Genomic DNA, 12,670 nt, shown 5'->3' on the forward strand with positions numbered 1-12,670 from the left:
GCGCGCCGGGTCCCGGCCCATCGTGCGGGCCGTCACGGTCGATCTCGGCCCAGTCCGCGTGATGCTCGGCTGCTCCGCCTGTCCTGCGGTGACGTCTGGGCGCGACGCGCCACCGGCACATCGTCGACCATCAACCACTGCGAAAGCCACGAGACACACCGTCGTTACGGATCAACGAATCGCGGCCACGGGCTCCAGATCGCAACGATGGGTGGCGGTGAGCTCGGCGAGGAACGCGTCGATCGCAGGGCGCCGTGGCCCCGCGCCCCGGGAGCGGGTCACCGCGAAGATCCGCCGCTCGGTAACCGGGTCCGTCAGCGGTTGGATGTGCACACCGGATGGCACGTTGCGCAGCGCCAGCTCCGGCACGAGCGCCGCGCCGAGGCCCGCGTCGACGAGGTCGAGGGTGAGCGCGAAGTCGATGGCCCGATGGCGGATGTCCGGCTCGAACCCGGCCAGGCGGCAGGCGTGCAACGTCGAGCGTAGGCACGGGGTGCCCTCGCCGCTGGCAATCCACCGCGCGTCACGCAGGTCACCCAGTCGGCCCGAGTGGCTGCCCCAGCCGACCGGCGTGATCAGGTGCATCGGATCGTGGGCGATCGAGTGTCGGTCCAGGTCGGACGCCAATGGCGTGGGCACGTGGTCGTACTCCTGCAGCACGATCACGTCGAGCGTGCCGGAGCGCAGGTCCAGCCGGCTCTGCTGGTCCTCCGCCTCGACGATCCGGATGTCCAAATCGGGGTATCGGGCGATGGCTCGAGCGGCGGCCGGCGCGACGAGGGCGCCCGCCGCCGAGGGGAAGGCACCCACCCGTACGGTTCCGTTGACGTCGCGCCGCAGCGCGGCCAGACCCGCCTGGGCCTGCTCGACCGCGCCGATGATCCGCTTCGCGTGGTCGGCGAGCACGTGGCCGGCCGGGGTGAGCACAACTCCTCGGCCGGATCGTTCGAGCAGCTCGCAGCCGGCCTCACGGGCCAGTTGCCCGAGCTGCTGGGAGACCGCGGACGGGGTGACGTGCAGGGCCGCCGCGGCGGCGGTGATCCCGCCACGCAGGGCCACCTCGTAGAGCACGCGAAGCCGTCGCACGTCGAGATCCATGAAGCGATGCTACAAGGAGACTTAAGAACTATGAGATTGTGCTAATAGGTCAGCCCGTTCAGGGTTGGACACATGAGAACGTCGCACCGGCTCCAGGCAGTCGTGGTCGCCGCCATCTGGGGCGTGAACTTCGTGGCCATCGAGATGGGCCTGCGGGACCTGCCACCGCTGGTGCTCACCGCCCTGCGGTTCGCCGTGGTCACCGTACCGCTGGTCTTCCTCGTACCGAGGCCGACCGCCCGGGCGCGGTACGTCGTCGCCTACGGCCTGATCCTCGGAGTGCTCAAGTTCGGGGCGCTGTTCACCGCGCTGGCGCTCGGCATGGGCGCGGGGCTGGGCTCCCTGGTGCTGCAGGCCCAGGCTCTGGTGTCGGTGCTGCTCGCGGCGCTGCTGCTGCGGGAGCGTCCGACCCGGCGACAGCTCGCCGGGGTGCTGGTCGGTTCGGCCGGAATCGGCCTGATCGCCGTCGCCGGTGGCGGCCACACCACCGCGATCGGCTTCGCGCTCACCCTCTTCGCGGCGGCGAGCTGGGCCGTCGCCAACGTCGTGGTGAGGGTCAGCGGGGAGACCCGACCGCTCTCCCTGCTCGTCTGGTCCAGCCTGGTGCCCCCACTGCCCCTGCTCGGCCTGGCGGCCGTCGTCGACGGGCCGGACGCGGTACGGGATTCGGTGGCCGGCCTCTCCTGGACCGGGCTGGCGGCGCTCGGCTACGTCGCGTACCTGTCGACCCTGGTCGGGTTCGGCATCTGGAACCGGCTCATCGGCCACTACTCGCTCGCCCGGGTCGCGCCGTTCAGCCTGCTCGTGCCCGTCTTCGGGCTCGGCGCGTCGTGGCTCTTCCTGGACGAGCGGATGACGCGCGGTGAGGTGCTGGCGGCTCTGATCGTGCTGGTCGGGCTCGCGCTGGTGGTCAGGGGCGCCCGTCAGCCCGCCACCGCGCCGGCGGACGCCGAGCTTCCGCCGGCGCCCCCACGGCCCTGGGCGTCACGAGCCCTGCCGACCAACGCCTACGACGACTCGGCCAGATAGCCGGCCGCCTGCAGGTCGAACAGCTCGCGGTAGAGACCGTCCTGCGCCATCAACTGGTCATGGTTGCCCTGCTGGACCAGTCGTCCGCCGTGCATGACGAAGATCTGGTCGGCATGCCGGACGTTGGCGAGCCGGTGGGTGATCAGGATGACCAGACGGTCGGGTTGCCGGCGCAGGTGCTGGAACATGGCGTGCTCGGCGCGGGCATCGAGCGCGGCTGACGGTTCGTCGCAGACGAGGAGTTTCGCGTGCCGGTAGAGGCTGCGGGCGGCGACAAGTCGTTGCCACTGACCACCGGACAGGTCCTGGCCGTCCTTGAACTCGCGGTCGAGCAAGGTGTCGTAGCCGTACGGGAGGTCAAGGATCATGTCGTGCGCGGCGCCGGCGCGGGCGGCGTCCTCCACGCTCGGCCCGGACGAGTGCCGTGCCCGGTCGTGCCGGCCGATGAGGATGTTCTGGCGCGCGGTGAACGGAAACCTCCACCAGTCCTGACTCATGACCGCGACGTGCGAGCCGAGGCTGGTCGGGTCGAGGGCGGTGATGTCGGTGCCGTCCCATCGGATGGTGCCGGAGGTGGGCCGGTAGAGGCCCGCGATGAGTTTGGCGAGTGTGGTCTTGCCGGAACCGTTCTCGCCGACCAACGCGACGACCTGCCCGCGATGCAGGTTGAGGCTGACCTCGTCGACGGCGAGGCTGTCCGTACCCGGGTAGCGGAGGCTGACCTTGTCGAGTTCGATGGTGTCGAAGCCGGTGGTGGAGTCGCCGCCACCGGGCGAGGTGCGGAGCCGGGCCCGGTCGAGGAAGTCGCGGTAGTCCTGGTAGTAGAGGGCCTCCTCGTAGAGGGAGTTGGTGGCGAAGACGGCCATACCGAGGCTGGTGTGGGCGGCCTGCAACGCCAGCAGCGCGGTCGCGGCGGCGGCGAGAGCCACCCAACCGACCAGGAGCAGACCGCCGAGAACGCCGTAGACGGCGAAGGTGGCCAGCCCGGCGGCGGAGGCGCCGAGCACTCGGGTGATGGTCTGCGAACGGACGAGATCGAAGTCGGCGCGGATCTCGGCGCGCATCATCCGCCGGTACTCGTCGAGCAGGAACTCGCGCATCTGGTAAGTGCGGACCTCGACTGCGGTCTGCCGGTTGGCCATGAGGTTGGCGAGCATCCGCATGCGCCGTCGTTGGGTGATGCGGGCCAGCATGTTCAGGTACTGCCCGCGGGCGATCCGCACCGCGGTGATCGCCTGAGGGATGGCCGCGAGGAGCAGGCAGGGCAGCAGGATCGGCTGGATGACGGTTACCGCGGCGGCGGTGGCGAGGACGCCGACGACTCCGGTGATCAGGTTGACGGTGCTGTCGACTATCGACGCCGCCTCGTTCATCCCTCGATCACGGACCCGGTCCATCTCCTCGGCGAAGCCGGCGTCGTCGAACGCGGCGAGGTCGACCGCGGTGGTGGCCTCGAACATGCGCAACTCGACGCGATAGTTGATCTGCGGCACCAGCCGGGCCTGTGCCCAGCCGGCGGCTATGGTCAACCCGCCGCGTGCCATCACGGCTGCCGCGGCGAGTAGCAGCGCCGGCAGGGCGGCGCGGACGCGGTCCGGTGTGGGGCCGGCGGCGAACAGCTCGGTGAGCACGGTGGTCGTGGCCAGCAGCCCGAAGGTGGTCATGACTCCGGCGGCGACGTTGAGGCCGATGGACGCGATCGTGTCGAACCGGTTGGTCGCCCAGGCCACGCCGATCGCTTCCCTGACCAGCCTGGGCAGGCGGCGGGCCACCGCCCAGAACCCGGTCTGGGCGACCTCCCGGGCATGGTGCATCCAATCCGGATCTTGCAGCTCCGGCAGCATCGGCTCGGCATCGTCGCCGGCCGTGTCTCCGTGGCTGGAGGACTTGGTCTGGCGGGTCACAGTCTCCACGGCAGCCTCCTCGATCGGTGGATGGCGCCCGAACGAAGCGGTCGGTCGGACGGATTCGGACACGGACCGTCACCGATCGCACGGCCATGGCGATCGGGCGAGAGAAGTGCAGAGGTCGTTACGGGGCTGGCGGGAGGCATTCACGCATCGAAAAGCTTACGGTGCGCAACCAGATCGAGTCACGTAGTCACGGCGCGTCGAACAGACGTGTCAACCGCCGAAAAGCGATCACGCGCCGCTGCCCGGCTTCGGCCCGATGTGGCGGCGGTGTGGTCGAAGCGTCTCCGGCTGGTACGCACGGCTGGTGACGAGAAGGCCCCACGCGCCGGAATTCCCAGCATCGGCGAGAGGCCATATTCGCGTTTCCCACTGCGGTGACCATTCACTACGCTGCGCGCAGTTCGCTGTACGGCGTCCCGCACGACCGGACCCATCTCGGACCGGCCGCACGTCAACGGGGAGGACACATGGCTGGTGCGCACCTTCGCGCAGTCTCACGAACCCTGGCCGCTGCCACTGTGGCCACCGCGCTGCTCGTGGCGGCGGCCGCACCGGCCGTCGCGGCCGCGAGACCGAAGATCACCTTCTCCGGCGTCGCCTTCTCGACCGACCAGGTCGACAGCACCACCGGCGGCACGACCGCCATCCTCAACTGGACGGTGACCGACACGTCGACCACCGCCCGCGATCTCAGTGGCAGCATCTACGTGCAGCGGTACAGCGGCACCGCCGCGGTCGGGCCGGTCGAGCAGATCCGGTTCAGCCTCGGTGGCGGCTGGCCCACCGTCGGGCCGTACGAGGGCGGGATAGCCAGCTCGTCATACGCGTACGAACTCCTCGTGACCGAGTACGGCCCGGCCGCGCCGGTGACCTACCGGGTCACGAAGATCACCGCGACCGACGACCAGGGCACCACGCGGACGCTGTCCGGCGACAAGATCAGACCGGCCGCCGTGCTCGCCGCCACCCAGACCCCCGACACCGCACCGCCGATGGTCGAGCAGGTCTGGCTCGATTCGCCGACCAGGACCCAGGTGTACGACGACGGCTCCGGCGCGACCCTGCGCTACGGCCTGTACGTCAAGGACGAACCGGGCGCGGGCTTGTGGAAGGGGCGCCTCGTGCTGAACGGTCCCGGCCGCGCCGAGGTCGTCGCCCCGATCACCCTGGCGTACGACAATCAGGGCGACCTGCTCTGCGGTGACATGCAGGCCTGGTCGATCTGGTTCGTCGAGTGCCACGTGCCGGTGACCCTGCCGGCCGGCAGTCCGACCGGAGACTGGACGGTGAAGGCGGTCAGCCTGACCGATCGGGCCGGCAACACCGAGCGCTACACCGACCTTGGCGCGCCAACGGTGCGGGTCACCCGCAACGAGGTGATAGGTGCCAGCGGGTTCGCGCTGAATCCCACCCAGGTGAACAACTGGCGCGAGTCGGCGACGACCACGCTGACGTTCGCCGCGAGCGGCGTGCAGGGCGAGCTGCAGGCCACGGTCGAGACCCTCGGCTGCTCGACCTGGAACCAGGTGCTGACCGAAGGGCCGGCGGACACCTACTCAATACCGATGGTGATGAGCACGCTGACCAGTTCCTGCACCGTGAACGGGATCCTGCTGACCGATACGGCAGGTTCGGTCTCGGTGTACGGCGCCCACTACGGCGCGCCCGAACTCGACCTGCGGGCGACCCGGATGCCCGACACGACCAAGCCCGTGGCGATCGCGGCGGCGCTGAGCCGCACCGAGGCCGCTCCAGGTGACATCTTCAACGGCATCAGTGTCGACGTCACCATCGACGACGTCACGCTGGCTCCTGTCGACGGCTTCTCAACCACCATCTACGACTCTCTCGGCCATTCGGTCGGCGGCGCGTACGGCGGCATCCATGTCGGACCCGACGGGCACGTCTCGCTGCCGGTCAGCTTCTCCGACCTGCCGCCGGGGACGTACACGGTGGGCTTCACGCTGAGCACCTCGGCGGGCAACAGGTCGCTGTGGGGTTACCCCAACGGCACGCCCGCACCGTCCGGGCCGCTGGTGTTCACCAGCCTGCCGGCCGCCTGACGTACCGCGTGGCAGACGGGTGCGGCCCTCTCCTGGTTCGGGAGGGGCCGCACCTTTGTCGTCGGACAGCTCAGGTCTGCGACGGCCCACCGGAGGCGGGCGGACACTTCCGCTGGAGCGGCTCACGGGTGAGGCTCGTCGCGTCCGCATCGGGCCAGACCGCAAGTAGACTTGCCATCTCCGCAAAGGGTAGGTGCATCGAGATGACCGACGAGGACGTGGACGCGGCGCTGGCCGGGGTCGGGCCGCGCCTGCGGCACCTGAGGAGCCGGCGCCGGTTGACGCTCACAGACGTCAGCGAGCGCACCGGCATCTCGGTGAGCACTCTCTCCCGGCTGGAGTCCGGTGTCCGGCGCCCCTCGCTCGACCTGCTCCTCCCCCTTGCCAAGGCGTACCGGGTACCGCTCGACGACCTGGTCGGAGCGCCCCAGTCGGGCGACCCCCGGATCCACCCCAAGCCCGTCCGCCGCGACGGAATGATCTACATCCCGCTGACCCGTCAAACCTCCGGCGTGCAGGCGTTCAAGCTGATCCTCCCGCCCCGGCAGGAGGACGCGCGGATCGTGCAGCGGGTCCACGAGGGCTACGAGTGGATCTACGTGCTCAGCGGGACCCTGCACCTCGCCCTCGGCGACAACCTCACCACGCTCGTGGCGGGAGAGGCCGCGGAGTTCGACACCCGCACGCCGCACGCCATCGCCAGCGCCGATCAGCAGCCCGTCGAGGTAATGGCGCTCTTCAGCCCGCAGGGCGAACGGATCCACATCCGGGACTCGTGACCTCGCCGCCACTTTTGCGGAAATCGCAACACAATTTGCGAACCGTCGCGCGGCTGAGGACAGTGGGACGCGTGAACACCGATCGCCGAGACGCCGAGGGGCTGCGAAAACACAAAACGCCTCGACGCGGGCGACGCACCGCTCAACCCGCAGAACGACCTACCTGACGGGCACCGCCACCGCGCCGCCCACATATCTCACCTCGACGAGCTCGTCGCGCAACGGCTGACCGCGTCAACGACGCCCGTCAGCCCGCGACGACGTACGCCAGCAACCGGGCGGCCGCCACGACGGCCGGTGACCTCATCGCCCCGCCTGCGGGGCACCCGCGCGTGCCGACTCCCGGCAGCCGCGCCGGTCGATGGTCACCGGCGGCTTCTGCGCGCCCGCGGCCGACCACTCGCTCCCGCTCGAATCCCAAGTCACGGCTGCCGTCGCACTCCGCGTGTCACGAGCCGCCCTCGCCACACCGAAGGAACGCCTCCGATGTCCGTCCATCCGACGACCACGGGCCGCGCCCCGCACACCAGTGCCGGACGACCCGACCCACGCCGCTGGCTCGCGTTGGGCGTGATCGCCCTCTCCACCCTCATGGTGGTGCTGGACGCCTCGGTCATCAACATCGCCCTCCCGCAGGCACAGCACTCGCTACACATCTCCGACGCCAACCGGCACTGGGCCGTCACCGCGTACGCGGTCACCTTCGGCGGCCTGCTGCTGCTCGGCGGCCGCGTGGCCGACATCGCCGGCCGCAAACGGACCATGCTCGTCACCCTGACCGGCTTCGCTCTCGCCTCCGTCCTCGGCGGGTTCGCGGTCGATCCCGCCATGCTGATCACCGCCCGCGCGCTGCAGGGCGTCTTCGCCGCCGCGCTCGCGCCCGCAGCACTGTCCCTGGTCACCGTCACGTTCGTCAATCCCGCCGAACGTGCCCGCGCGTTCGGCGTCTACGGGGCCGTACAGGGCCTCGGCGGCGCGATCGGGCTCCTCCTCGGCGGCACCCTCACCGAATACCTCGACTGGCGGTGGTGTCTGTTCATCAACGTCCCGATCGCGGTCGTCGCCGTCCTCGGCGCGGTCCCGACGGTGCGGGAGAGCCGCGTCGCCGGTGACCGCCGCTACGACATCCCCGGCGCCGTGCTGGCCACCACGGGCTCCGTGGCCCTGGTCGTCGGCTTCACCATCGCCGGCGAGAGCGACGGCGGCTGGCTCCGCCCCACCACGCTCCTCACCCTCGGCGCCGCCCTGGTGCTGCTGGTCTCCTTCGTGCTCCGGCAGTCCCGCACCGACCATCCGATGCTGCCGCTGCGCGTACTGACGGACCGGAACCGCGCCGGCTCGTTCCTCACCGCCGTGTTCTCCGGCGCCGGCATGTTCGGCATGTTCCTGTTCCTGACCTACTACCTGCAGGTCAACCTCGGCTACCAGCCGATCCGGGCGGGGCTGGCCTTCCTGCCCTTCACCGCCGGGATCATCCTCGTGGCGCTGGCGATGCCCGCGATCCTGCCCCGGACAGGCCCGAAGGTGCTCATGGCCTTCGGCATGGCCCTGGCGACGATCGGCATGTTCACACTGACCACGATCGACGGAACCCCGGCCTGGCTGGGTGGCACCCTGCTGCCGGAACTGCTCATGGGCGTGGGCCTCGGACTCGTGTTCACTCCGATGAACAGCGCCGCGCTGACCGGCGTCGACCCCGCTGACGCGGGTGTGGCGAGCGCGGTGCTCAACGCCACGCAGCAGCTCGGCGGAGCGTTCGGAGTGGCCCTGCTCAACACCTTCTACACCACCACCACGCGAGCCCGTCTCGGCGAGGACCCGAGCGACCAGCTCGGCGCCTACCTGGCCGGGTACCGGTCCGCGTTCCTCGCCGCGGGAGTCCTCTTCATCGCCGCCACCATCACCAGCCTCACCGTCCTACGAGGCAGGAGCGCCCGGGTCAGCAGCGCTCCGCCGGACGCGAACCAGGGCGCCGGCGGACCGACCCCGTCCCTGGCCCCGTAGCCCTCGACAGCGTCCGAGGTCCCCATCCGCGCGCACCGGGGTGGGGACCCATCGGCCTGCTGGTCGTCGCCGTTCAATCACACCGTCGCCTGCGTACGTCCACCGCGACAAGCTGATCGGCTACGCCACAGGACCGGGCACGCGAGGTACCCCAGGTGGCGCCTGCTCTGTCCTCAGCCCTCCGTGTCGCGGCCGGTCGCCGGGAGGCTCGCCACCCCACGGCGCAGCCCGTCTCTGAACTTTCCGTAGAGGTCCGAGCCGAGCACGTCGGAGAGGTCCTGCTCGATCTGGCTCACGAGGACGTCGGAGAGCTCCATGAACTGCAGGCCGCGTTCCGTCGGCATGATCAGCCGTGCCCGGCGGTCGACCGGATCGGGGGCGCGCCGAACGTAGCCCAGGCGCTCCAGCTCGTCCAGGATCGCGCCCATCGTCTGCTTGTTGCGGCCGGCCAGTCGGGCCAGTTCGCCGGGGCGGGTGCCCTCCGCGTCCAGGTACGCGAGCACCGCACCGTGCCGGGGCCTGACGTCTTCGAAGCCGTGCTGGGCAGCGCGGGCGAAGATCTCGCGCTGGACGCGCCCCGAGAGCTGGACGGCCAGGATGCCGAGGTCGGGATCCTGTTCCTTACGTGTGCTACGCCTCATCTTTAGTCCAATCATTGGACGGTCTCAGTTTTGGACTATATCGTCTGTGGCGGCACCACCGCCCCGGACCTGACTGACAGTAGGGCCGACCGGTGCACGCGACAGCAGCCACCCACTCGCCACAGGTCAACTCTCGACCAGGAGAGCGCCGGCGAAGTCGCGCAGCCTGTCGTGGAACAGCCGCAGCAGGATCACACCCCTTTTGATCGTTGAGGAGAGTCATGACCATTCTGGTGACCGGTTCGACCGGCATGGTGTCGAGCGAGGTGCTGCGCGAGCTGGCCGGCAAGGCGCAGGTGCGTGCCCTCGTACGGGACAGCTCCCGCGCACCCCGGATCGACGGCGTCGAGTACGTCGAGGGCGACCTGAACCGGCCGAGCACGCTGGGGTCCGCGTTCGACGGCGTGACGACGCTGTGGCTGCTGACGCCGATGGGCCCGCTCGCGCCGGCCCAGAGCTCGAACGCGGTATGGGCCGCCCGGCAGGCCGGCGTACGGCACGTCGTCCGGCTCTCCGCGATCGGGGCCGCCCATGACGCCCCCACCCGCAACGGGCGGCTGCACGCGCTCTCCGACGCCGAACTGCAGAACTCGGGCATGGGCTGGACGATCCTGCGACCCTCCAACTTCATGCAGAACCTGCTCTTCACTTTGAACGGCGAGGAGCTGTACGGGGTCTTCGGAGAGGGCCGGGTCGGCGGCATCGACGTACGGGACATCGCCGCGGTCGCGGCCGAGATCCTCACCGCACCCGAGCGACACGCGGGCAAGATCTACACGCTCACCGGCCCGGAGAGCATCACCCTGCACCAGGCGGCAGAGGAGATCAGCCGTACGGTCGGACGGCCGGTACGGTACGTGCCGCAGACACCGGACGAGACCCGCGACGGCCTGCTGCAGGCAGGGCTCGACGAGTGGATGGCGGAGGCCCTCGCCGAATACCGGGTCGCCTACGGCTCCGGGTTCGGCGACTTCACCAACGACCATGTCGCCAGCATTCTCGGGCGATCGCCGCGGAGCATCGAGGAGTTCGTCCGCGACCACCGCGAGCACTTCACCGCCGCCTGACCAGACCTCGGCTGCGGACAGTCCTTCGGTGTGGGGGCGAGCACCGAAGGGCCGGCCGCGCTCACGGGACCACCGTCCCGTGAGCGCGGCGACGGCGGCGGGTCATCGGAAGCGGCTCGCCTCAGCCGCCTCGCTTCCCCTGCCTGAAGGCGGCAACCAGCCAGGCCACGTAGCCGACGACGGCAAGGACGACCAGCAGTACAGCGATGTGCCAGGGCTTCATGGTCCGGGGCACCCTTCTCGGCGATGCCGCCGCACCGAGGGTCTTCGCGCGGCCGGCAGACAGCAGCGTACGGGACCGTCCGGCCTGCGGCCCGGCCTGATGATCGTCGAACGGGTAGGGTTGACGGCGGTGTGCCGGGAAGTCTGGTCGGCGGTGCAATCAGCGACCCCAGCCAGAGGAGCTCCCCATGACCACCCCCACCGACCGCACGCCGCGCCTGCTCAGCCGCGGCAGCTGGCCGGAGGTACGCCGCATCGGCGACATCCTGCGTACCGAGACCGTGGGCGGGATTTTGCTGCTGGCCGCCGCGGTGCTCGCGCTCGCCTGGGCGAACTCGCCGTGGTCGGAGGGGTACCGGCGGATCAGCGACCTCGAGATCGGGCCGGCGGGGCTGCACCTGGACCTCTCGTTGGCGCAGTGGGCCGCCGACGGCCTCCTGGCGATCTTCTTCTTCGTCGCCGGCCTGGAGCTCAAACGCGAGTTCGTCGCCGGTGACCTGCGCGAACCGCGGCGAGCGCTCCTGCCGGTCGCCGCGGCCCTCGGCGGCATGACGGTGCCGGCGGTCATCTACACGATCTTCAACGCGCGGGCGGGCGACGGTGCGCTGGTGGGTTGGGCGATTCCGACGGCCACGGACATCGCGTTCGCCCTCGCGGTGCTCGGTGTGATCAACACGCACCTGCCGGCGGCGATGCGGACGTTCCTGCTGACCCTCGCGGTGGTCGACGACCTGCTGGCCATCGTGATCATCGCGGTGTTCTATACCGGTTCGCTGCACTTCGGGCCGCTGCTGCTCGCGCTCGCACCGTTGGCGGTGTTCGGGCTGCTGGTGCAGCGCCGCATCCGTTCTTGGTGGCTGCTGCTGCCGTTGGCCGTGGTCACGTGGGCCCTCGTGCACGCCTCCGGGGTGCACGCCACGGTCGCCGGGGTGGCCCTCGCGTTCACCGTGCCGGTGCTACGCCGCAAGGCTGGGCCCGGTCCCGGCCTGGCCGAGCACTTCGAGCACCGGTTCCGTCCGCTGTCGGCGGGCCTGGCGGTGCCGGTGTTCGCGTTCTTCGCCGCGGGCGTGTCGATCGCCGGCGCGGGCGGCCTGGGCGCGACGCTGACCGACTCGGTCGCCATGGGGGTGATCGTCGGGCTGGTCGTCGGCAAGGCCGTCGGGGTCTTCGGCGCCACCTGGCTGGTGCAGCGATTCAGCCGGGCCCGACTCGCCGAGGGAATCGACTGGTGGGACGTGTTCGGGCTGGCACTGCTGGCCGGGGTCGGCTTCACCGTCTCGCTGCTGATCGGCGAACTGGCGTTCGGCACCGGCAGCGAGCGCGACGACCACACCAAGATCGGCGTCCTGCTCGGGTCGGTGCTGGCGGCGCTGCTGGCCACCGTCGTGCTGCGCGCGCGCAACCGCCACTACCGGCGGCTGTGCACGGTCGAAGAGCGTGACAGCGACGCCGACGGCGTGCCCGACGTCTACCAGGAGCGCCCCGGTCTGGCCTGATCCGACTCCACCCCTCACCAGGGGCGGGCTGCGGGCTGCGGGCTGCGGGCTGCGGGCTGCGGGCTGCGGGCTGCGGGCTGCGGGCTGCGGGCTGCGGGCTGCGGGCTGCGGGCTGCGGGGATGTTACGGCATGGGGCCGATACCTCAGAGGTATAAATATGCCTCTGAGGTATCAGGCTCACCGGGCAACGTGGCCGCTAGGGCGCGGCCAGAAGCTCGACTCGCGCGCGTCTACCGAGGCCGACAGCTGAAGGAATCCCGAGATCCTCAGCCGCTTCGCGGTGCCGAACGGGACGGGGCGCCCAGGGCTGGCATGACAGCCGAAAGCCGGCCCCGCCATACGCGGGGCAGGCTTTCG

At 70.4% G+C, this 12,670-nt stretch carries 9 protein-coding genes; 6 read left to right on the forward strand and 3 right to left on the reverse strand.

Annotated features, from left to right (window positions below; translation table 11 throughout):
• Window positions 1-171: 171 nt before the first annotated feature.
• Entirely contained in the window at window positions 172-1,098 is a 927-nt protein-coding gene (locus AB0F98_RS16530) for a LysR family transcriptional regulator (RefSeq protein WP_357735425.1), read from the reverse strand.
• Between the two features lie 72 nt (window positions 1,099-1,170).
• On the opposite strand from AB0F98_RS16530, the gene AB0F98_RS16535 reads away from it, so the two are divergent.
• Window positions 1,171-2,127, forward strand: coding sequence for an EamA family transporter (locus AB0F98_RS16535; RefSeq protein WP_357735428.1), 957 nt, complete (start codon window positions 1,171-1,173; stop codon window positions 2,125-2,127).
• Here the strand turns inward: AB0F98_RS16535 and AB0F98_RS16540 are convergent.
• Window positions 2,106-4,040: an ABC transporter ATP-binding protein gene (locus tag AB0F98_RS16540; protein WP_357735431.1), complete on the reverse strand. Its 1,935-nt coding sequence runs from the start codon at window positions 4,038-4,040 to the stop codon at window positions 2,106-2,108. The two genes, AB0F98_RS16535 and AB0F98_RS16540, sit on opposite strands and share 22 nt — an antisense overlap.
• A 467-nt stretch (window positions 4,041-4,507) precedes the next feature.
• Here AB0F98_RS16540 and AB0F98_RS16545 point away from each other — a divergent pair, with 467 nt between their 5' ends.
• The 3 genes from AB0F98_RS16545 to AB0F98_RS16555 all read left to right on the forward strand — a co-directional run bounded on the left by AB0F98_RS16545 (window position 4,508) and on the right by AB0F98_RS16555 (window position 8,886).
• On the forward strand, window positions 4,508-6,103 hold the full coding sequence (locus tag AB0F98_RS16545; RefSeq protein WP_357735434.1) for a hypothetical protein: 1,596 nt from the start codon (window positions 4,508-4,510) through the stop codon (window positions 6,101-6,103).
• A gap of 203 nt (window positions 6,104-6,306) precedes the next feature.
• The gene (locus tag AB0F98_RS16550) at window positions 6,307-6,882 is read left to right on the forward strand and encodes an XRE family transcriptional regulator (RefSeq protein WP_357735437.1); all 576 of its coding nucleotides are present in this window, start codon (window positions 6,307-6,309) and stop codon (window positions 6,880-6,882) included.
• 486 nt (window positions 6,883-7,368) lie between these two features.
• Window positions 7,369-8,886 carry an MFS transporter gene (locus AB0F98_RS16555; protein ID WP_357735440.1) on the forward strand — a complete coding sequence of 506 codons (1,518 nt, stop codon included), beginning with the start codon at window positions 7,369-7,371 and terminating at the stop codon, window positions 8,884-8,886.
• 173 nt (window positions 8,887-9,059) lie between these two features.
• On the opposite strand, the gene AB0F98_RS16560 is transcribed toward AB0F98_RS16555, so the two are convergent.
• Window positions 9,060-9,527 (reverse strand): MarR family transcriptional regulator, encoded by a 468-nt coding sequence (locus AB0F98_RS16560; RefSeq protein ID WP_357735443.1) that lies wholly within the window; start codon window positions 9,525-9,527, stop codon window positions 9,060-9,062.
• Window positions 9,528-9,748: 221 nt separating this feature from the next.
• On the opposite strand from AB0F98_RS16560, the gene AB0F98_RS16565 reads away from it, so the two are divergent.
• Together AB0F98_RS16565 and nhaA are read left to right on the forward strand one after the other, a co-directional pair.
• The gene (locus tag AB0F98_RS16565; RefSeq protein ID WP_357735446.1) at window positions 9,749-10,594 is read left to right on the forward strand and encodes an SDR family oxidoreductase; all 846 of its coding nucleotides are present in this window, start codon (window positions 9,749-9,751) and stop codon (window positions 10,592-10,594) included.
• A gap of 410 nt (window positions 10,595-11,004) precedes the next feature.
• On the forward strand, window positions 11,005-12,312 hold the full coding sequence (gene nhaA, locus AB0F98_RS16570; protein WP_357735449.1) for a Na+/H+ antiporter NhaA: 1,308 nt from the start codon (window positions 11,005-11,007) through the stop codon (window positions 12,310-12,312).
• Window positions 12,313-12,670 lie beyond the last annotated feature (358 nt).

The sequence above is a fragment of the Micromonospora sp. NPDC023737 genome (assembly GCF_040639715.1).
Taxonomy (GTDB): domain Bacteria; phylum Actinomycetota; class Actinomycetes; order Mycobacteriales; family Micromonosporaceae; genus Micromonospora.

Excerpts from the sequence above, each read along its gene's own strand:
- AB0F98_RS16555 (WP_357735440.1), top strand. The coding sequence starts at position 7,369 with ATGTCCGTCCATCCGACGACCACGGGCCGCGCCCCGCACACCAGTGCC.
- AB0F98_RS16550 (WP_357735437.1), top strand. The coding sequence starts at position 6,307 with ATGACCGACGAGGACGTGGACGCGGCGCTGGCCGGGGTCGGGCCGCGC.
- AB0F98_RS16560 (WP_357735443.1), bottom strand. The coding sequence starts at position 9,527 with ATGAGGCGTAGCACACGTAAGGAACAGGATCCCGACCTCGGCATCCTG.
- AB0F98_RS16535 (WP_357735428.1), top strand. The coding sequence starts at position 1,171 with ATGAGAACGTCGCACCGGCTCCAGGCAGTCGTGGTCGCCGCCATCTGG.
- AB0F98_RS16545 (WP_357735434.1), top strand. The coding sequence starts at position 4,508 with ATGGCTGGTGCGCACCTTCGCGCAGTCTCACGAACCCTGGCCGCTGCC.
- AB0F98_RS16565 (WP_357735446.1), top strand. The coding sequence starts at position 9,749 with ATGACCATTCTGGTGACCGGTTCGACCGGCATGGTGTCGAGCGAGGTG.
- AB0F98_RS16530 (WP_357735425.1), bottom strand. The coding sequence starts at position 1,098 with ATGGATCTCGACGTGCGACGGCTTCGCGTGCTCTACGAGGTGGCCCTG.
- nhaA (WP_357735449.1), top strand. The coding sequence starts at position 11,005 with ATGACCACCCCCACCGACCGCACGCCGCGCCTGCTCAGCCGCGGCAGC.